The organism is Puniceicoccus vermicola, assembly GCF_014230055.1.
GTDB classification, from domain to species: Bacteria; Verrucomicrobiota; Verrucomicrobiia; order Opitutales; family Puniceicoccaceae; genus Puniceicoccus; species Puniceicoccus vermicola.
This window is the reverse complement of sequence record NZ_JACHVA010000076.1, coordinates 73,251-94,284: the sequence shown is the minus strand read 5'-3', so window position 1 is coordinate 94,284 and position 21,034 is coordinate 73,251. Positions and strand designations below refer to the sequence as shown.

General features: G+C 55.6%; 15 protein-coding genes. 12 read left to right on the top strand and 3 right to left on the bottom strand.

All coding sequences use genetic code 11. From position 1 onward, the window contains the following. Positions 1-157: 157 nt before the first annotated feature. The 6 genes from argC (at position 158) to H5P30_RS08655 (ending at position 6,605) form a co-directional block, all read left to right on the top strand. Positions 158-1,186: an N-acetyl-gamma-glutamyl-phosphate reductase gene (gene argC, locus H5P30_RS08680; protein ID WP_185692554.1), complete on the top strand. Its 1,029-nt coding sequence runs from the start codon at positions 158-160 to the stop codon at positions 1,184-1,186. Positions 1,187-1,196: 10 nt separating this feature from the next. Beyond that, on the top strand, positions 1,197-2,417 hold the full coding sequence (gene argJ, locus H5P30_RS08675) for a bifunctional glutamate N-acetyltransferase/amino-acid acetyltransferase ArgJ (protein ID WP_185692553.1): 1,221 nt from the start codon (positions 1,197-1,199) through the stop codon (positions 2,415-2,417). Continuing rightward, entirely contained in the window at positions 2,418-3,305 is an 888-nt protein-coding gene (gene argB, locus H5P30_RS08670) for an acetylglutamate kinase (RefSeq protein WP_221774328.1), read from the top strand. It begins immediately after the preceding gene. Next, complete coding sequence (locus tag H5P30_RS08665) at positions 3,302-4,495, top strand: aspartate aminotransferase family protein (protein WP_185692552.1); 1,194 nt, start codon at positions 3,302-3,304, stop codon at positions 4,493-4,495. The genes argB and H5P30_RS08665 overlap by 4 nt, the downstream gene beginning before the upstream one ends. Positions 4,496-4,578: 83 nt before the next feature. After that, on the top strand, positions 4,579-5,286 hold the full coding sequence (locus H5P30_RS08660; protein WP_246459550.1) for an HAD family hydrolase: 708 nt from the start codon (positions 4,579-4,581) through the stop codon (positions 5,284-5,286). 482 nt (positions 5,287-5,768) lie between these two features. Beyond that, positions 5,769-6,605 (top strand): DUF6159 family protein, encoded by an 837-nt coding sequence (locus tag H5P30_RS08655; RefSeq protein ID WP_185692550.1) that lies wholly within the window; start codon positions 5,769-5,771, stop codon positions 6,603-6,605. A 102-nt stretch (positions 6,606-6,707) separates the two neighbouring features. Here the strand turns inward: H5P30_RS08655 and H5P30_RS08650 are convergent, their stop codons facing one another. The 3 genes from H5P30_RS08650 to hisH all read right to left on the bottom strand — a co-directional run bounded on the left by H5P30_RS08650 (position 6,708) and on the right by hisH (position 11,069). Continuing rightward, positions 6,708-8,699 (bottom strand): helicase associated domain-containing protein, encoded by a 1,992-nt coding sequence (locus H5P30_RS08650; RefSeq protein WP_185692549.1) that lies wholly within the window; start codon positions 8,697-8,699, stop codon positions 6,708-6,710. Positions 8,700-9,083: 384 nt separating this feature from the next. Beyond that, positions 9,084-10,391: a citrate synthase gene (locus H5P30_RS08645; RefSeq protein WP_343075439.1), complete on the bottom strand. Its 1,308-nt coding sequence runs from the start codon at positions 10,389-10,391 to the stop codon at positions 9,084-9,086. A gap of 12 nt (positions 10,392-10,403) precedes the next feature. Continuing rightward, the gene (hisH, locus tag H5P30_RS08640; protein WP_343075438.1) at positions 10,404-11,069 is read right to left on the bottom strand and encodes an imidazole glycerol phosphate synthase subunit HisH; all 666 of its coding nucleotides are present in this window, start codon (positions 11,067-11,069) and stop codon (positions 10,404-10,406) included. Positions 11,070-11,903: 834 nt separating this feature from the next. Here hisH and H5P30_RS08635 point away from each other — a divergent pair. The 6 genes from H5P30_RS08635 to H5P30_RS08610 all read left to right on the top strand — a co-directional run bounded on the left by H5P30_RS08635 (position 11,904) and on the right by H5P30_RS08610 (position 20,969). Then, positions 11,904-12,380, top strand: coding sequence for a hypothetical protein (locus tag H5P30_RS08635; RefSeq protein ID WP_185692548.1), 477 nt, complete (start codon positions 11,904-11,906; stop codon positions 12,378-12,380). Between the two features lie 237 nt (positions 12,381-12,617). Beyond that, positions 12,618-13,217 carry an HdeD family acid-resistance protein gene (locus tag H5P30_RS08630; RefSeq protein ID WP_185692547.1) on the top strand — a complete coding sequence of 200 codons (600 nt, stop codon included), beginning with the start codon at positions 12,618-12,620 and terminating at the stop codon, positions 13,215-13,217. Between the two features lie 160 nt (positions 13,218-13,377). Then, on the top strand, positions 13,378-14,535 hold the full coding sequence (gene wecB, locus H5P30_RS08625) for a non-hydrolyzing UDP-N-acetylglucosamine 2-epimerase (protein ID WP_185692546.1): 1,158 nt from the start codon (positions 13,378-13,380) through the stop codon (positions 14,533-14,535). A 380-nt stretch (positions 14,536-14,915) separates the two neighbouring features. Further along, entirely contained in the window at positions 14,916-17,018 is a 2,103-nt protein-coding gene (locus H5P30_RS08620; protein WP_185692545.1) for a glycosyl transferase family protein, read from the top strand. Then, on the top strand, positions 17,011-19,581 hold the full coding sequence (locus tag H5P30_RS08615; RefSeq protein ID WP_185692544.1) for a tetratricopeptide repeat protein: 2,571 nt from the start codon (positions 17,011-17,013) through the stop codon (positions 19,579-19,581). Before H5P30_RS08620 ends, H5P30_RS08615 begins: the two co-directional genes overlap by 8 nt. Further along, entirely contained in the window at positions 19,578-20,969 is a 1,392-nt protein-coding gene (locus H5P30_RS08610) for a DUF4434 domain-containing protein (RefSeq protein ID WP_185692543.1), read from the top strand. Before H5P30_RS08615 ends, H5P30_RS08610 begins: the two co-directional genes overlap by 4 nt. The last annotated feature ends 65 nt before the right edge of the window (positions 20,970-21,034 follow it).

Here is a 21,034-nt window from a genome sequence, read left to right as displayed (position 1 = left end):
CAACCACGCACCCGTATATTCCAATCGATTCCTCACCACTGTAGCGACCTGGCTCCAGCCGATCCAGGACCTGCGATCCCTCTCTTTTCCAACCACTTTCCCAACAAGAAAGATTTCAGGGTTGGTCTGGAACGAAAAATCGTGGTTAATTCCCTCCATGATTCGAGTCGGAATTGTAGGTGCCTCCGGTTATTCTGGAGAGGTTTTGGTTGAGTTGCTTTCCTCCCACCCAGGGGTGGAATTGGCAGCCGTCACGTCGCGTAGCTTGGCCGGGAAGCCCGTCGCCGAGGTATTTCCTCGTCTCTCTCACCGACTCGGTTCCCTCCAGTTCACGGAGTCCGATGCCTCCGCGCTTGCCCAAAACGATGGCCTCGACGCAGTTTTCCTCGCGCTTCCCCACGGGGTTGCAGCGGGATTCGCCCGTCCTCTCTTCGAGGCTGGAAAGACCGTTTTCGACCTGAGTGCGGATTTCCGGCTCGGCTCGCCCGACGTCTACAAAGAGTTCTACGGTCAGGATCATCCCGATCCTGAACTTCTCAAAGCGGCAGCCTACGTCTTGCCCGAATTCCCTCTCAAGGGATGGCAAGAGAAACCCTTGATCGCTTGCCCGGGCTGCTACCCGACCTCGATCCTCATTCCTCTCCTTCCTCTTTTGGCCAGTGGAACGATCCAGTCGAAGGACATCATCGCCTCGTGCATGAGCGGGGTCAGCGGAGCCGGGAAAAAGGCCAACGAAGACTTCAGCTACTGTGAGCGCACCGAGAGCGCCCGACCCTACGGGCAACCCAAGCATCGGCACCTTTCCGAAATCGAGGAGCAACTCGCTTCTGCAGCGGGTTCACCAGTCATCCTCCAGTTTCTCCCTCACCTCGTGCCCATGCGTCGGGGAATCGTCACCACCATCAGCGTTCCGGACAACGGCAAGACCGCCGAGGATGTCCTCGTGGCGTGGAAATCCCAGTATGCCAACCGTCCATTCGTCCGGATTCTGGAAGACGGAACCTTACCCGAGTCCAAGAACGTGGTCGGCACAAACCGGATTGACATCGCCGTCCGCCACGATGCGCGCATGCAGCGGCTCATCCTCACCTCTACCGAGGACAATCTCCTCAAAGGGGCCAGCGGCCAAGCCGTCCAACTCATGAACCTGAAATTTGGCCTCGAAGAAACGATCGGCCTCCCCTGATTCCCTCGCCATGAAACTTACCATCAAAGAACAAAGCCCGGGCATCACCGATGTCCCCGGATTTTCCGCCTCCGGAGTCTCCAGCGACATCCGCGGAACTGGCGCCGACCGCCTCGACCTGGGCATCATTCTCAGCGAAGCGGTCTGCACAGGGGCAGGCGTCTTTACGCAGAACGACGTCTCCGCCGCGCCGGTCCACTTCTGCAAGTCGCTGCTCTCCCCGACCCAGGCTTTCCACGGCATTGTCGTCAACAGTGGCAACGCGAACGCTTGCACCGGTGAACAGGGCAAGCAGGATTGCGCCGCTATGGCTGACTGCACCCGCGAGGCCCTCAGCCTCCCGGCAAAAAGCGTCTTTGTCGCTTCCACCGGCCGTATTGGACGCTCCCTGCCGATGCCAAAGATTGAAAAAGGCATCCGCGAAGCGGCAAAACGAGTTACCCGCGACTCAGCCGGAGGTCACGACTTTGCCAAAGCGATTCTGACTTCAGACACCCGGCCTAAGACGGTCACGGTCCGCATTGAGTCCGAGGGCAAACGCTATACCGTCGCTGGAGTTGCAAAGGGAGCCGGAATGATCGAGCCGAATATGGCGACCATGCTCGCTTTCATCGCCACTGACATCAAGGTTCCCCAAGCGACCTTGCAAGCGACTCTTACCCGTGCCGTGCACGGATCCTTCAACCGCATCTCCGTCGATGGAGACATGAGCACAAACGACACCGTGCTCCTCCTGGCAAACGGATCCTCCGGGGATTCGATCCACGACGATGCCAACCTCCTCGACGCCTTCCACAAAGCAGTCGGCGAGGTCTGCAGCCGCCTGGCCCGGATGATCGTCGCGGATGGCGAGCGCATTAGCCACGTAGTCGATCTTCACATCAAAGGAGCAAAAAACGAGGAGGATGCCGAGAAAGTTGCCCGCGCCATCGGCAATTCCCTTCTCGTCAAAACTTCATGGTTCGGCAACGACCCCAATTGGGGCCGTATCGTCGATGCCGCCGGCTACGCCCGGATCGGCCTCGACTACGACCAATTGAACCTCCACTACGGAGACATCCCGGTTCTGGTGAAAGGGACTCCGGTCGAAGAAAACCTCCCCCAATGGAAAGCGGAAGTCTCGAACCGGGAATTCTCGATCACCCTGGATCTCGGAATGGGCAAAAAGGACTATCACCTGCTGACCGCCGACCTCACCGAGGGCTACGTAAATTTCAATAAGAGCGAATAAATGGATATCAGCCAACTCGACGTCACCTCCAAAGCCAAAGTCCTCATTGAGGCCTTGCCGTACATTCAGCGGTTCAAAGGGTCCGTCTTTGTCGTCAAATACGGCGGTAGCTTTATGGACGATCCCGATCCGGAGGTCCGCGCAAAAGTCGCTACCGACCTCGCCTTTCTCTCCGCCGTCGGCATCCACGTCGTCGTCGTTCACGGTGGGGGCAAGGCGATCACTCGTGCCATGGATGCCTCCGGACTCGAAGCCCGCTTTGAAAAAGGCCTGCGCGTGACCGACGCCGCCACCGTTGAGATCGTCCGCAAGACCCTCGATGAGGAGGTCAATCTGGAAATCTGCGAGATCGTTCAACGCAAGCTCGGCCGCCCCATCTCCATTCCTGGTTTCAAAGTCCTGCGCACGCGGAGACTGGCCACCGATCCCTCTGGCGACCCCATTGACATTGGCTTCGTTGGCGAAGTTGAGCGGGTCGACCCCGCACCGATTCGCAAGGCGATTTCCGACGGCTACATGCCCATTGTCTCGCCGGTAGGTGCCGACACCGAGGGACAGGCTTACAACACCAATGCCGACGTTGCCGCCTCGCGCGTCGCCTCGGCCCTGCGTGCCCGCCGCCTCGTCTACCTCTGCGACGTCCCCGGGCTCATGAAGGATCCATCCGATCCCTCGACCCTCATTTCCAGCCTCCCCGACAGCCAAGTCGCTGGCCTCAAGTCTGATGGAATCATCGCCAAAGGCATGATTCCCAAGGTCGACAGCGCCGTCCACGCCCTGCAAAACGGCGTCAACCGCGTCCACTTTATCGACGGTCGGATGCCACACTCCCTCCTCCTCGAAATCTTCACCGACAAGGGGATTGGAACCGAAATCGTCCGCTCATGAACGAGAACACTCAGAACCAGTACGACTCGTACCTCATCCACAACTACGGCGCTCCCGCCATCTCCCTCGTCTCTGGCAAGGGAGCCTCGGTCCAGGATGACCAGGGACGCGAGTATCTCGACTTCACCTCCGGCATCGCCGTCAACGCTCTCGGCCACTCGCATCCCGACTGGGTCGAGTCCGTCAGCAAACAGGCCGGGACCCTCATTCACTGTAGCAACCTCTTCGCGACTCCCAAGCAAGGTGAGCTCGCAGAAAGGCTCAGCCGCTATACACCCAAGGGACGATTTCTCTTCTGCAACAGCGGCACCGAAGCCAATGAGGCTCTCATCAAGCTGGCACGGCTCCACGGCCGCGCTCTCGCGGGCGAGGAAGGCAAGCGCTACACCGTCATCACCGCTGAAAACGCTTTTCACGGACGCACCTTCGGCGGCATGGCCGCCACCCCACAAGAGAAAATCCAGAACGGCTTCCGCCCCATGCTTCCCGGTTTCCGGCACGCGAAGCTGAACGACATCGACTCCTTCGCAGAGCAAATCGACGACGAAGTCTGCGCTGTCCTGCTCGAAACCATCCAGGGCGAGAGCGGCATCAACCCGGCAAAACCGGAATTCCTTCGGGATCTACGGGCCCTCTGCACCGAGCGCAACGTACTCCTTCTCATCGATGAGGTCCAATGCGGCGTGGGTCGCTCCGGCAAATTCTATGCCTACGAGTATGCGGGCATCGAGCCCGACGCCATCGGTATGGCCAAGGGCCTCGCGGGCGGATTCCCGATCGGTGCGATCTGGGTCGCCGAGGCCTACGCCGATCTCTTCACTCCCGGTTCCCATGGGACCACTTTCGGCGGAACTCCCCTCGCCTGCTCGGCTGCCTTGGCCGTCCTCGACGTTATCGAGAAGGAGAACCTCCTCGAGCGAATCACCCGCCAAAGTGAAGCCTGGCATCAGGAACTGCGTAATCTCGCCGCCAAACTTCCCCATAAGATCAAGCAAGTGCGCGGACTCGGCTACCTCGTCGGAGTCGGCCTGACCGAGCCCCCTCTTCCCGTCGTCGCCAAACTTCGTGAAGCGGGTCTCCTCACCGCCCCGGCCGGGAACAACACCGTTCGCCTCATTCCGCCGCTCATCGCTACAGAAGCCGAACTCCAAAAGGCCACCCAAATCCTCGAGCAGGTTCTATCAGACTGAGTTCCGTGCCGGACAGTAAACGGTCGCACCCCTCCGAGAATAAGTCCACCGTCGCGTCGAGCCTTGCTCGATGAGTGACCGCAATGATCCTTTTCTTCGACATCGACGAAACCTTGGTCGACCAAAGTCGTTCCGAAAAGATCGCAGCGACCCACTTTTGGGACGAACTTAAACTGGCGAAACAATACACCCTTCCCGCTTTTCACCGTGAATGGGAAACCTCCAAGAATCGTAGTATCCAAAAATATCTGAACGGAGAAATCAGCTTCCCTGAGCAAAGGAGAGAGAGAATCCGTCACTTTTTCCCCGGTCAGAATGAGAACGACACGACCATCGATTCCTATTTCGAAATCTACCGGGAAGCGTTCGAAGCGAGCTGGAGCTTATTCCCCGATGTCTGTCCCTGCCTCGACCGCTTCCGTGACTCACGTTTGGGGATCATTTCCAATGGAGATTCTCAGCAGCAAAGAAGGAAACTCCAGAATACTGGAATCTTCGAACGATTTGAGGTAATCGTCATTTCCGGAGATTGTGGATTTCCCAAGCCCAACAAAGAGATCTTCATCGAGGCCTGTAAACAGATGGGCGCAAAGCCTGAGAGATGCCTCTACATCGGGGATCATTACGAGACGGACATCATAGGATGTACATCCGCGGGGATGAACGGAATCCTGATCAACCGACCCCAAAAGAAGCACCCCGAATCAACATTCGCGATCAGTTCCCTTCGGGAACTTAATGAAGAAACACTGAACCAGGCAGCCCGCAATACAGACGCTGATCAACACTGATGCCCCTCATACGCGAATGGCAATAGTTTAAGAGGTTCTGTGGAATGGGAACCACCCCACCCCCGACATAGTCGGGGGTCCCCCTCTCCTACTCGTAGGAGGGGAGTCAGAAAATTACAGAAAGATTCCTCCCCTGCTGCAGGGGAGGGGGATCCCGCGGACGCGGGATGGAGGGGTTCCTCTTCAAAAGTCCCTAATATCAAAATTTCCCTGCTAAAACCCTTAAACTAGTGCCATTCCCCTCATACGCAACGGATCCCATCAGTCGCTGAGACAACGCCAATCGACTTCACTGAAAGTTCGGCCATATCCGCATTCAGCGAAGGAAACGATCCGCGTTCATCAGTCGTTTCAGAACATTCGACGAACGAGAGTGAACTTCTGTGAATCGGAAGAGGTAGTTTTCCGACTGCCTCCTCATCACTCCGCCATACCACGAAGGAGTTCTTGCCACGGCTTCGCTCCGTAGTTAGGACTAACTCATGTTTGAATCCTGGTCCCGCAGTTGGGAGTTTGCGAAGCTGAGCTACCAGACTCTTCTCGAGAATAAACATCTTATTCTTTTCCCGATCATTTCCACCCTTGCGGCGATCTTGGTCATCGCAAGTTTTGCACTGCCTCTCTGGCAGACGGGTCAGATCGAGGTCTGGATGAATGATTCGCAGCCGCAGAGCGAATCGCAGGAAGTTCTCATGTATGTGACGATGTTCCTCTTCTACTTCTGCAATTACTTTGTCATTACCTTTTTCAATACCGCTCTCGTTGCTTCGGTGATGAACATTATGGAAGGCGGGCCCGGTAAACTCAGCTTTGGGCTTTCCTTCGCCACCAAGCGTATTCACTCCATCTTCGGTTGGGCCGTGGTCTCGGCGGTGGTGGGGATGATTCTTCGCGCCTTGGAGAAGAATAACAAAATCGGGGCGATCATTTCCTCGATTATCGGCACGGCCTGGACTGCCCTCTCCTTCTTTGTCGTGCCAATTCTTGTCGCCGAGGGGCTCGGTCCCATCGCTGCCATCAAGCGCTCTGGAGGCATCCTCAAAAACACTTGGGGCACGGCCCTGATTGGAAATTTCTCCCTGGGCGGGATCTCATTCCTCCTCATGCTTCCCATTCTCCTCGTTGGAGGCCTCCTCCTCTACTTGAATCAGCCGCTCGTCGCCATCGGGATCTGCGTTCCCCTCCTCATTCTCGTCTCGGTCATTGCGAGCACCGCCGACTATATCTTCAAGGCCTATCTCTATTCCTACGCCACCGGACGCGCTCTGCCTGACGAAGTCGATACCGCCGCAATGAGCCAAGCCTTTCGCCAGCGCTAAACCACCGTAACTGGACGCGGCCGAATCCTCGAAGGACACAAGCCCAGTCCAATTCTCCGCCTCAAGGAGATCGGGGTTCGGAAATCGTCGGATGGGCCAGAACTATGCGTCCCGCGGGGTTGGGCGCCCGCGCGACCATGGAAAATCAAGCTCATCGAGCAAGCGAATGTGTTCGATAGTCAGTAAGCCGGTGCGTCCGCGTTGTTTCTGTTGGGCAACATATTCGGCCAACCCTTGGTCAGCCGGATACTTCCGGGGGACGGCGGAGTCTCCTTTCTCGTCGTAGTAGGCACGAAGCTTGGCGTACATATCCATCCAGGAAGATGTCGGCACTCTGGATGGATCAAACACAAAGCCGGCTTTACGCAGTTGCTCCACATGCTCTTCATCGAACTCGCCACGGCGCCAACGTTTCCGGGTACGCTCGATGAAGACATAGAGTTTCATGAATGGTTCTCTCTTGGGAACACTGGCGTGGCCATACTCCGCAATGAATGATCGTAACTTCTCGAGATTCGCCTCCCAGCGACGCTGGTTTTCTTGAACGTGAGGTGGAATTTCCGGCACAAAACCGGGGTCGAATCCGATTTCTCGCAGAGAATAGATCTGCCACGAATCCAGCTCACCTTCCCGGAAATAATTCCTCTGCCGTTTCATCCAGGTCCGAATCTTCGGATCCAGCTCCAGATCCGGCGGTAATTTTCCGTCCGGACGAGATGAGGCAATTTTCTGAAGACGACGCAGCATTTTTCGCCACGGCGAAATTTGGACCGACGCCCGGCCGCGTGGGGCTGAGGCGACTCCTAAATCCTCCAGCGCTTTCCGTTTCTCCGGTTGGATTTTGCCATTCCTCATCCTCTCGCGCTGGTGAGTCAGCCAAACACCGAGATCCGGGTCCTCCACAAAAGAGGCCGGAACTCTCACGTGTCCGAACTCTTCCCGGAATCCTTGGAGCCTCTTGTAGTGTTTCTCCCAGTCCCGATCCATCCGGTTGCGAAGAGCCGTTTCACCGTCAAATTCGAATCCCTTCGCCTCGAAGTTTTCGATAATTTCCGGCGGCAACTCGCCATCCGAATAATGCTTCCGCATCCGGGAAATCCAAGAATTCAGGCCCTCCGATTTCGCGAGCTTATTCGAGATTGGCTTTCCGTGAATGGACTCCAACTCCAGAAGGCGATCAAGATTTGCGTACCAGCGGGCATGCATCCGAACGACGGCATCCACTTGCCCCCAATGGAAACCAATTTCATCGAGCAAGGACTTCTGCCAATCCGCCAGTTTGCCACTTTTCTTCAGCGTACGCTGTCGATCCGCCCAGCGGTCAGCCTGCCCCTTCCGTGAATCCTCAATGTCTTCCTTTTTCTCAAGGCCCGACCCATCTGGGTAGACATCCTGAAAATTGATCCATGAACTCCGCCAACGCTTCAAAGCCAACGGACTCATCGAGGACGCTAGGCCCGAAAACAGTTCTTTGAACTTCGTATCGATCAAAGTTTTTTTCCAATAGGGTCGAGACAACGCCAGTTGGTCCACGGTCCATTGGAACAAATCTTCCTCGACCCGCATCAGAGCGGCCAGCGGCATCGGCGCGCCGTGAATTTTCACGCGCAAGCGCTCGAATTCCTCTTCCCAAGCCGCTATCTCTTTTTCGTCCGGCTTCTCGTTTAGGCTAATTCGCTTTAGTCCGTCGCTCCAGTTGAACCCAATGCGGTCGAGGAGTTCCTTTCTCCACTGATCGAGTTCTCCCTTCGCTTCCATCTTCAGATACCGGCGCAGCCAAGCACGATGCTTGGCGGTCGGCACGTCCTCGACCGCGAAAGTAGTGAGCTCGTCAGAAACGGTTTCCCTGACTTTGCGACAATAGACATTGAATTGCGGGAACCGGGCGACCGCATCCAGAGAGGGGTGAATCCTTTCCTTCTTCGCATTCCTAGCCGGCTTGGTCTTCGGAGGGGATGAGGGCATCTCCCCCTCCAGAAATGCCTCGTCCTCAGGGGTAAGTGTCACCGGCCGGGGCTGGAATACGTCTTTCTTCTTACGCTTCGGAGGACGGGCTAAATGCCCTTTCCGCTTTTTAGATTTTCGTTTTGCCATATTGAGCGACCTCCAGTGTGCATCTCGCCCGAAAAAAGAAAATGTTCAATTCACTCCCAGCGATCATCGAGTGCAAACAGAAGCCCGGGGAGTTCACTGGGCAATTGCAGCCATCGTGCGAGAAAACCACTCAGAGGTTTAGACGAGTACGGTGCTTCAGGACCCGTTTTCGGCACCTTCAATTGCTCACGCACGCAGGCGAAAGCGCTGCGTTCCCGGAAGCCCAAAGAAACTGGGATCGTTTCGTTCCAAAAATCCCCCCACTCTTGAAGCTACACCCGCGACCATTCGTCTCCCGAAAAAGGCTTCAGGGTCCTCGACATTCATCCGAACTCTCCCAGAAAGGCCATCGCCTTCCTAGAAGCGGAGGGAACTTTAGTCCTTCTATCGGTTTTCGATCGGAACGTAGTCGCGAACTCCCGGGCCTTGGTAGACCTGACGGGGACGGTGGATACGGGCTTTCTCGTCTGAAGCCACTTCGTGCCAATTGGCGAGCCATCCTGGCATACGGCCGATGGCAAACATAACCGTAAAGAATTCCGGCGGAATGCCTGCGGCCTTGAGAATCAAACCGCTGTAGAAGTCGACGTTCGGGTAGAGCTTGCGCTCAACAAAATAATCGTCCTCCAGCGCAGCCTGCTCAAGATTGCGGGCAATATTGAGGAGCGGATCGTCTTCGTAACCAATGGCCGAAAGAACTTTCTCCGCTGCTTTCCCAAGAATCCGGGCGCGGGGATCATAATTCTTATAAACCCGGTGACCGAAGCCCATGAGCTTGGCGTCGCCGGACTTGGCTGACTCGATGAAGCGGCGTCCATCGTCTCCCGAGTCGTGAATTTCCTGAAGCATCCGGATGACGGCCTGATTGGCGCCACCGTGCAACGGCCCCCACAGAGCACAGACTCCCGCCGAAACCGAAGCGAAAAGGTTCGCACCACCACTAGCAACCATCCGCACGGTCGAGGTGCTGCAGTTTTGCTCGTGATCAGCGTGAAGGAGGAAGAAAAGGTCCAGAGCATGGGCAAGACCCGAAGAATCGTCGTAGTCTTGATACGGATCGGAGAACATCATGTGCAGGAAGTTCTCAGAATACCGCAACTTGTGCTTCGGGTAGATGAAGTGTTTCCCGACCTGCATCCGGTAGGACATCGCGGCCAAGGTGCGAACCTTGGAAAGGAGGACGGCCACGGCATCGTCAAAGCTCTCCAAATCCTGCTGCCGGTTATTGGTGGACATCTCCGGATAGTAGCAACCGAGGGAGTTTAACATGGCCGAGAGAATGGCCATCGGATGGGAACCAGTGGGAAATCCATCAAAGTGGTGCTCCATCCCCACGTGAACTTCGGCACTGTCGCGCACCTTATTACGGAAGGCATCGAGCTGACTTTGAGTTGGCAGCTCTCCGTAAATAATCAAATAAGTGCTTTCGAGGAAGGAGGAGTGCTCGGCGAGGTCCTCGATCGGGTATCCGCGGTAACGGAGGATCCCCTTCTCCCCATTGATGAAAGTAATCTCACTCTGACACGATCCCGTATTCCCGTAGCTCTCGTCATACGAGATATAGCCGGATTCGGCGCGGATCTTGCGGATATCGAAGGCCTTCTCATTTTCTGTCCCGGTGATGACGGGGCATTCATAAGATTTGTCTCCGATTTTGAGAGTAACGTTTTCTTCCATTTTGGATTTGGGCACAGTTAGTGAGAGTTATTCAGCGGATCGAGTTCCGCAAGCGGCATGGTTCAAGAAATTCATGTATATTTGCAATCCTTTAGCCTGACTTTTCTCAGGATGGAACTGGGTAGCGAGGCAATTTCCGTGCCGAATCGCACTGACAAACGAACCTCCGTAGTCCGTCGAGCACCAAGCGAGGCCCGAATCGTCCGGAACGACATGGTAGGTGTGGTCAAAATAGAACTGATCGCCATCCTGAAGTTTCTCCCGATACGGATCATCAGCCCCCTGCTGAAACGAAACCGAATTCCACCCCATGTGCGGCACTTTAAGGGATCGGTCGATCTGGAAGCGCATGACTTTGCCGGCGAAAATCCCCAGCCCCTCGACATCTCCCTCTTCCGAATGGTCAAAAAGCGCCTGCAATCCGAGGCAAATCCCCATAAACGGGCGGTCGGCCGCGATCCAATCCGCGATCCAGCGGTCGAAACCCGCCTGCCGCAAACTGCTCACGCAATCTCCAAGAGCTCCGACACCGGGGAGAACGACCGCCTCCCAGTCGTCGCCTGCCGGACGGTCCACAATCGAGACATCGCCCCCTACTTTTTCAAAAGCATTGGCAACGCTTCGAAGGTTTCCCATGCCGTAATCGATCACGGCGACACGGGGCTTAACTGATTCTGGACCGGCTTCTTTCACAATAGGCCCAAATAATAGGTTCGTTTTCCGAAAGGAATCAACTTCTTCTGTTCCGAGGTCCGTTTTCGACCCGAGATTGACTCCAATTCTCGGGTGCAGGCATTTTGTGAAAAACCACGGAGAGGTTTTGGGGGAGCGCGGAGCTTCAGCCGAATGACACTAGATTAAGGACTAACCCGAACTGCGTAACCTCCCCACCAGCTGTCGCCGCCCCCCCCTCCTACGAATAGCATATCCTTACACACAAGCCTATGGCTCTGGACGGTCTCGAAAACGCAAGAACATCGGAGCGCGGAATTCATTCCGCCCCGCATACCACTCAGGCCTTTCGCCTTAGATTCTGAGGAAAACTTTTCATGCGCAACCAATCTGACGGGGCGGAATGAATTCCGCGCTCCATTTTAGCCGCACTCTTCCAGAGCACCTCGGAGATTTTACAGAAGAACGTTAGTCTAGGAATTTGTTTGTAAGGATATGCTACGAATAGGAGGGGAGTTATATGGATTGATTTCGACTCCTCCCCTGCTTGCAGGGGAGGGGGACCCCCGACATCGTCGGGGGTGGAGGGGTTCAAGCCGAGTCCTATTATTTGCAACCAAGCTTTGTAAAACCGCTTAAACTAGTGTCATTCCAGTGCTTCAGCCCGCGCTCTCAATGCGTTCTTTCGTTTACGCCCGCAGCCTGAAGCGCTGCGCTCCCGGAACGCCGAGGATAATAAGATCGTTTCGTTCCAATACTTCCCGCACCGGTAGTTTCGACTCCACCATCCTGCTCCTGAGATAGAATCTTGAAGCGAAGCTAAAGTTCGGCTTATTCTCTCAAACAGACCCCATTATGATTTTCTTCTTTCTTCTCATCTCAATTCTCTCTGGAGGTCTCGCAGCCCTCGTCATGAGCGCCTCGATGCGAGGCATAAGCCGCCTCGGAGGAGGCGACGAAGTCGATATGGTCCTCGCCCTCGGCTCATTCTTCACGGGCCAGAAGGAAAACTCCGCGCGGTTTGGCTTCCTTATTCACTTGGGGTCTGGCCTTCTGTTTGGCCTCATCTATGGGCTGATTTTTTCCTCAATCGGAATCCTGGATCTGCCCCAGATCTTTTTCATCGGAGTCGGCCTCGGATTTCTTCACGGGCTCGCGATGGCCTACGCCCTCATGATCTCCATGGCTGAAAAGCACCCCCTCGCTGAATTCCGCTCCGTTTCCCTGATCATCGGCGTCATACACCTGGTCGGCCACATCATCTTCGGCGCGGTAGTCGGTCTCCTTGCAGGCCTGGGCGTTCTTCTCGGATCAAGCTTAGGACTCTCCTGATCGAATGGCGTGAGCGAGATCACCCTCCCATATCCCTGCCTCACCGACCACCGACTACTGACACACCGTCCACCGACACACCGTCCACCGACACACCGACACACCGTCCACCGACACACCGACACACCGTCCACCGACACACCGACACACCGTCCACCTTCGGGATTGCACTTCCCGTGAGTCTTCGCTGAGACTATTCAGTCTTCAACGAATTCAACACCACCGATTGATCCATCCATGAGCCAAAATCCTGTGCCCTCTCCTTTTTTGAACGTCTCGCCCGAGATTCTTCAGCGCCACGCGAAGTCGGCCAAAATTGCAGGAATTGTTTGCATCCTCATCGGAATCGCCGCCATGGCCATCCCTGGGGTCTTCACCTTGGGCATTGAAATTTTCATCGGTAGCCTCCTTCTGGTCGCTGGATTAACGCAGGTCTTCGCCGCTGTCGGTTCCATCGGTTCGCGCCACTGGTTCTTGGCTCTCCTTACGGGGATTCTGACCACCGCCGTCGGTATTCTTTTCCTCACCAATCCACTGAAGGGCATCATCACCCTGACTGCTCTCCTCGGTATCTTTTTCCTCGCAAGCGGAATCGTCAGGCTCATCTACAGCTTTCAACTCAGCGGAAAAGGCAGCGCCGGAGTCTCCATCTTCAACGCGATCGTGACGATCATCCTCGGTGCACTCGTCCTCTCAGGATGGCCCGAGTCCTCCCCGGTCATCCTGGGCATTTTTCTCGGGATCGACCTCATCTTCTTTGGCCTCTTCCTCCTGACCTACTCCAGCGCTTGCAAAAGATTCAGCGAAGAAAAAGGGCGCCCTCCCGAATCCCTCTAATTCTTCCGCCCTTTTCAGACGACCCACCCCCATCGTCAACGCGCTATTGACGGAGCCAATCCTCCGCAATCCGAACAGATCGAGCCGCAAAAACGATCTTTTCGGGAAGAATCGGTTTATGGCCTCGCATATGATTATTTTTTCATATTTTTGACATTTCATGAGTAAACCGAAAGTTCTCGTCGTTGCCGGCACTCGCCCGGAAGCGGTAAAAATGGCTCCCGTGCAGTTCGCGCTTTCAAGGTCGTCGATCCTTGAGCCCGTTTTCTGCTCCACGGCCCAGCATCGCCAGATGATGGACCAGACTCTCGGTGTTTTTGGCATTACTCCCGACCTGGATCTCGATCTGATGCGACCGGGACAGACCCTCCCCAGTCTCACCGCTGCTGTCGTTGAGGGAGCAACCCGCGCTCTTCAGGAGGTCAAGCCAGCCGCAGTTCTCGTCCAAGGCGACACGACGACTGTTCTCGGCACGGCCCTCGCGGCTTTTTACGAACGTGTCCCCATCGGCCACGTCGAAGCAGGGCTCCGCACCTACGACTTTGACGCCCCGTGGCCCGAAGAAATGAACCGCCGCCTAGTCGACCCGATCTCCCAGTGGTGCTTCGCACCTACCGAGTTCTCCCAGGCCAATCTTCTCAAGGAGTCCATCGACGCCAGCCGGTGCGCAGTCACGGGCAACACTGTCATCGACGCCCTCCTCTGGATCCGCACGGTTCAAGAAGGCCAGGGAACCAATGCGGACGAAATCGCCCAGAAGTGCGGCATCTCCGAATCCTTCAAGAAATCCTACCTCGAAGGTGACAAGCCCTGGATTTTGGTAACCGGGCACCGTCGGGAATCCTTCGGCGGAGGATTCGAGAAAATTTGTGAAGCCATACTTGCCCTCGCCGAACAGTGGCCCGACCTCGGGATCCTATACCCCGTTCACCTGAACCCCAGCGTTCAGGAACCCGTGAATCGCCTGCTCGGCAAGCATCCCCGAATCTGCCTTGCCAAGCCCTGTGGATACTATGATTTCATCTGGCTCATGAGCCAATGTCACTTCCTCCTCAGCGATTCCGGAGGAGTCCAGGAGGAAGCCCCCAGTCTCGGCAAACCTGTCCTCGTCATGCGCGAGACCACCGAGCGTCCCGAAGGCGTCGACGCTGGCACCTGCCGCCTCGTTGGCACTGATCCAGACCGAATCCTCACCGAGGCTGGCCTCCTCCTCGGCGACTCCGACGAATATACCCGCCGAAGCGGCCTTCAGAATCCCTACGGCGACGGCCAAGCCGCCGAGCGCATCCGCGAGCGCCTCGAGGCGGATCTGGGCTAGGCAGGTCTGCTTTGGGTGTTCAGTTCCTCCACTCCCGTAGAGAAACTTCGATAGAAGTTTCTTTCCCTTCGATCCCGTCAAATCACCCAAATATGGGGGAATCCTACCACAAAATAGACTCGGTCCGTCTACTAGTCCTAGGCTTTTCGAAACCTTAATGCTTCATTTTTACAACCTCGCTCAGCTAAGATGAAGATCCCCAAAATAAACCACCCCTAGGCTCCCAAAACCTTCCAAGAGCCTAGCAAAGAGTCATTTACCTAAGGGATCTACCCATTGAGCCGGGGCAGATATTTCTCTTCCATGAGCGCTTAGAGATTGCGTATTGTAAATTTTCTTTAAAAATATCACATTTCTCTTTCTTCAATTTTCTCAGGAACGTGCTCGAAACCATTCTATTCATCATCTGGCTCATTTGCCGGGTGATCATGATCGGACTGATCATAATCTTCCTTGTGAGCGGCTTGGACGACTTCTTCGTCGACCTCGTTTACTACGTGCGGGGGGCGTATCGGTTTTTGTTCAAACGGAACATGGTCAAGCCCGTGACTCGGGAGCAGCTCGAATCGATCCCGGAAAAGCCGGTAGCGATCATGGTTCCCGCTTGGCAGGAATCCGCAGTCATTGCGGACATGATCCTCAACTTTCGTAAATCCGTAAAATACGACAACTGGGTTCTCTTCGTCGGGACTTACCCCAATGATCCGGATACCTTCCGCGAGGCCGAGCGCGCTCGCTGCTATATTCCCAACACCGAAGTCGTGGTGACTCCCGCTCCGGGTCCAACTTGTAAATCCGACTGCCTAAACTGGGTCTATCAGGGCATTCTCCTCTACGAAGAACGAACTGGTATCAAGTTCGACATTTTCCTCATGCATGATGCAGAGGACATGGTCCACCCAGACTCGGTTAAGTTCTATAACTACTTGATGCCGCGAATGGATTTCATTCAGACACCGGTGGTCCCCCTCTCGCGCAAATGGTATCAGCTAGTGGGCGGGGTCTACATGGATGAGTTTGCCGAGAGCCACCTCAAAGACATGCGGATGCGGGAATTCATGACCGGGGTTCTCCCCTCTGCGGGAGTTGGGACTGCCCTTTCGCGCGCAGCAATCGAGTACCTCGCCAAGCAAAGACGCAATCAGATCTTTGACGTCACCTCTCTGACCGAAGACTACATCATGGGCCTCTCCTTACGGGGAATGAGAGGAAAAAAAATCTTCCTTCAGCAATACATTGAGGTCGAGAAGAAGACCAAGTCACTCATTCTCCGCCGGGAAAAGACAAAGAAGGTCAAGGAACTCATCGCGACCAAAGAGTACTTCCCCCATACCTTCAACACCTCCTCGAGACAAAAATCCCGATGGACACTCGGCATCGCCCTGCAAGGCTGGCGTGTCGGCTGGAGCATCCACCCTCTCCTGAACTACTGGCTCATGCGGGATCGCAAAGGAATCGTCAACAGCTTTGCCGTCATCCTCGGCTACTGCGTGGCTGTCTTCCTCGGCCTATTCTATCTCCTTGGTCTCGTTTTCCCAGCACTCCAACTCCCCCTGATCCTGACCGAAGGGGACTGGGTCGTGAAGATGCTCTATGTCGTTATGGGACTCTTCGCTTGGCGGCTCCTCAATCGTTTCCTCTGCACCACCCGCTTTTACAACCTCTTTCAGGGGCTCCTCTCTCCCATCCGGATGCTCGTCGGTAATTTTGTCAACTTCCGGGCAGCATGGATTGCGGTCCGGCAATTCACACGGGCCAAGATCCGCGGCGAAACCCCGGCTTGGATCAAGACGGACCACGCCTTCCCCAGCCAAGGGCAACTCAAATCCTACCACCGTAGGATCGGGGAAATTCTCACCGAGCGAGGCTTGGTAACTGAGATCCAGCTCGCCGAGTGCCTCAAGCTTCAGGAAGAGACAGGACGCAAGCTCGGCGAAATTCTCGTTGAAAAAGAACTCCTCTGGGAAGAAGAACTTGTGGAAGCCCTCGCCGTCCAAAATGGGAACGCCTTCGTTGAACTCGATCCCTATGCTGTCGCCCCGGACCTCCTCACAAAGATCCCCGAAGAGCTAGCCCGCGAGATGAGGATCTTTCCTGTTTCCTTCCAGAATAATGTTTTCGTCCTCGCGACCGATATCATTGATGTTGGAGACGAGGAATCCGAAAACAACCGGGACCGGCGTGAGCGCGAACTCGGTGAACGCTTCGGCTGCGCCATTCGCATGGCTTGGGCCTCGGCCCGCGACATCGATTTTGCAATTGATCGCGCTTACAAAGAGGCTCCCGCTCAATTCTCTCCGATCAAAGGTCGCCTCGGGGAACGGCTGGTGCAAATGGGCAAGCTCACCCGCGACGAGCTCGTCGAAGCTCTGCGCATTCAAAAACGCTCCCGAGAAAAACTCGGGCATATCCTCATTGGAATGGGAAAGACCTCCCAATCCGAGATCGATGAGGTGATCAGCTACCAGACTCAGAATGCATAAGAGCCTTTCAGGAAAGTTCCTCGCCACGACGCTACTCACGCTATGGGTCGCCTGCCGACAGGCATGGGGGATTCAGCTCCCTCCCAGCGACTATGAATATTCATGGCTCGAGCGCCAGGAGATCAATTTCGAGAACCAGCAACTCACCGTAGAGCTCGAACCCGCCGTCGCCTCGGAGGATTGGGAAAAAGCGGAAGCGATTCTTCGCGAGGCAATTGAGAATGACCCCAACAACAACGCCCTCAAGGGACGATTGCTGACGGTTCTAGCCGAAGCCGGAGAATACCAGGAAGGGCTCGATCTCGCCTACCCGCTTCTTGAGCAAAACCCGCGCTACACCCCCCTGATCATCTACATTGGAAACCTTGAGAATAGTCTTGGAAACCGAGAGACCGCCGCGAAAGCTTGGACCTACGTCCTCGCCCTTCCCAATACGCCAAAGGATGATCGTCAATATGCCGCCAAGAGCCTGTATTTCGACGCTCTCGCCACTCAGAATCTAGAAGTGGCCCTCGAAAGTTCACGCATTTGGGCCCAACTTGAGCGTTCCTACGCGAGCAATCTTCAATACGCCTCCGCGCTTTGGAAGACCGGAGACCGGGATGAGTCCATCGAAGTCCTAACCCGCGCCGTTGAGTTGGCGAAACCGGATGAACGCGGTCAAGCTGAGTTCTATCTCGCCTATACCCTCCTGAAGCTGGATCGAAATGCTGAGGCTAAAAAGTGGTTCACCAAGATCGCTACCGACTCGAAAGTTCGAGACGACCGGTATCGGGCAGCCCTCCAACTCGCCTACCTCAACATCGCTGAGGGTAATATGGAAGCCGCCCGTCAGTGGCTCGACTCCGCGGCCATCGATGGCGAGAAAGACGAAAACTGGAAGAAACTTTACTCGCAAACCCTCATCCAAGGAGGAAACCCCGAAGCTACCCTCGCAGCCGTAGGTAACTTTTTCGATTCAGACCAAGCCTCCTTTCTCACCCTTCTCTCGTTTCAGTTCCTGCGCAATGGATACGAAGGTCTCGCCTACCACTACATTACCATGGCCGCGGACAAGTCCGGCCTCCCCGAGAACCGGGAAGCCGATTACTGGGCGAATCGCTCTTACATGGCCGAGAAGCAAGACAACTTTGAAGACGCTCTCGACTCCATCAACAAGGCCCTGGCCAGAGATCCATCTCGTGTCGATTGGAAGATTGTTCGAGTGCGCTCCCTCTTCATGCTCGGCCAGAGTGAACTCGCCCTCAAAGAGGCACGAATCCTCGAACAGGAAGTTGAGAAGCTCCCCCCCAGCCCCGAGAACACCCGGATCCTCAACGAAGCGATCGACCTTGCCGCCAACAGCCTTCTCGCCGAGAAAAAATACCGCGATGTGCTCAAAATAGCGGACCGCTTTCAGGACGTTTACACTGGCACCGGAATCTACCGAACCAAAGCCCTGGCTCAGTATTATCTTGAGGATTACGACGATGCCAACGATTCGTTTGAGGAGTATTTCCGTCTGGTCCCCGACCCATCCCCCGAAGCGCTGGTCGAATACGGATACCTTCAGGAAAAACGCAAGGAATGGGACCTCGCCACCGAGGCCTTTACCCAAGCCGTCCAACGCAATCCCTACGACCTTCGCTCTTGGGAAACCCTCACCTTCGTTCTCGTCAAAGCAGTCGAAAATTCCGAAGCCGTCAAGACGGCCAAAGAAACGATCTTCCTCAAAAGTGAGACCCTCCCCTCCGCAGAAGATAAAGAGCAGGGCGATATCGAGCAGTCGATTATCAACTACAAGACCCTCATCGCCGACATTGAGCGAACCTGGGGCTTTCAAGCGTTTGCCAACTACAACGAGTTTATCCCGGACGGGAACGACGTCTTTGTCACCCGCGATTCTGCCCTCCCCGCCGAGCTCGGAGCTCAGATCTCCTATCGCCCGCCAGTCATCGGCTTTCGTGACTATCGGACCTTCGACGTCTTCCTTCGGGTGATTGGCCAATTCGACGACAACTCAATCCGCCCCAATGAAGACACCTGGCAAGGAGGACTTGGAGCGGAGTGGAAGCCATTCAAAACCCTCAACTACGTCACATCCTTGGAGTATCTTTTCAAAATTGGAGACCAATCCCGAGACGGATGGCTCTGGCGCAACCGCGCCTCTTACACCTACGGCGACTACCCCCGAGAGAGCGAAATCTGGTGGCCCACCGTCGCCCTCTACGGAGAAGCCGCCTGGCTTTTCGACCGGGAATGGCAGGATCAAGAACTATCGCTCTACACGGAAGACCGCATCGGAATCTCCTGGAAACTGAAGAACAACATCAGTCTCACCTTCCCACAGGTTCAGGGAGCCGCCCGCTACCTCGTCGACGGATACACGGATCGCAGCTCCTACTACTATGGAGGATTCGGAGCCAACCTTCGCTATACGCAGGACCAAAATGATGACCAGACGAACGACTGGTACGTCGACTTTTATCTTCACTACGACTGGGGCCGCTTCCTGAATGCGGACGCCCAACCCACTGGCGACCGCTTCGATGGCTGGGCCGCAGGAATTCGATTCTACCGATGAAAGCGAAACAGATAATTTTCCTCCTCTCGTGCGCCTTAGCCTGTCTCCCCTCTCTTTGGTCTGAACCGCCAAGCGAATTCCCTTGGACCCGGCCGGCCTCCTTCACCGAAGAACAAAACTCTCTCTTTGACGAGCTGCTCGAACAGGAACAACGGCGCAAACCCGAAGCCGCAAAAATGGTTCAAGAGAATCCTGCGAAGGCAGTCACTTTGGTCGAGGACGACGAATCCTACCCCACACCCACCGCTGCCCCCCGAAATAGTCCGGTTATCGGCACCTTCATCCAGCTCTCTCGGGAGTGGTCGAAACTGGAGACAGAGGACTGGAACCAACTCTTCGACATCATCGAATACGCCGGCTTAGAGACAATCATCATCCAATGGACCGCCTCCGAGGAAATCGCTTACTTCGAGCCCGCCCCCGAGCAATACACGGAAACCTATCCTGTTCTCAACCACCTCTTCGAAGCCTTGGAAGGACGAAACCTTCAGGTCGTTCTCGGATTGTCCTCGGACCCCGACTACTGGACGAACATCTCCACCCGCAACGACGTCCGCGATGTCTACTTCCGCGTACGCAATACTCATGACCTCCGGGTCCAGGAAGCGCTCCTTGAACTTTTTGGAGACAACTCCAACTGGACCGGCTACTATCTTTCCGAGGAAATCGACGACATCAATTGGCGGGAACCCGCCGATGAAGCAGTGTTTCACCAGTTTCTTCTCCGAGCCGGACGCATCATTCAGGAAAGGGATGAGGATCGACCTGTATCCATTTCCTCCTTTTTCCGGAAACGCACTGCCCCCTCAACCTACGCGACCAACCTCTACCGTCTCATGACCAACACCGTGGTCAGTCGACTTTGGATCCAGGACGGAATCGGAGTATTCCCTTTGAGCTCTTCTCTGATCGAACCCTACTTCCAGACCCTTTCACGCCAGTTCACCGGCAACCCAACTCAACTGGGCGTCGTCGTGGAGTTGTTTGAGACCACCTCGAAACCCGACGAACCCTTCCAAGCCTCACCCGCCCTCGCCTCGCGGGTCAAAAACCAGCTGAAAAACGCCTCCATGTTGGGTGGCCCCATCGTCCTTTTCAGTCTCTTGGATTACGCCGACCCCCGCAAAGGTGGAAATGAAAAGGAGATCTACGAGGTCATTTGTCAGTGGAACCTCCAAAACAAGCCAATCTCCGATTCCCAAAGTCCCTCCTCTCCAACACCGGCTGAGCCTTCTGCGACGAAACCACCAAAACCCGTAGAGTCCCCGCCACCAGAAGAAGTCGACTCCGCCGAAACTCAGATCCAAAATCCCGGTCTCCCAACCCCCGAGGTCGAGCCGAAGCCCGAAATCACGCCCCTCAGCGGCCTCCGCAAGCCGAAGAGCTGAGCACAGGCAACCAGTGCTGGCGGACAGCCCTCTATGGGGAATAAGCCAAAGCTGTGGGACCTTTC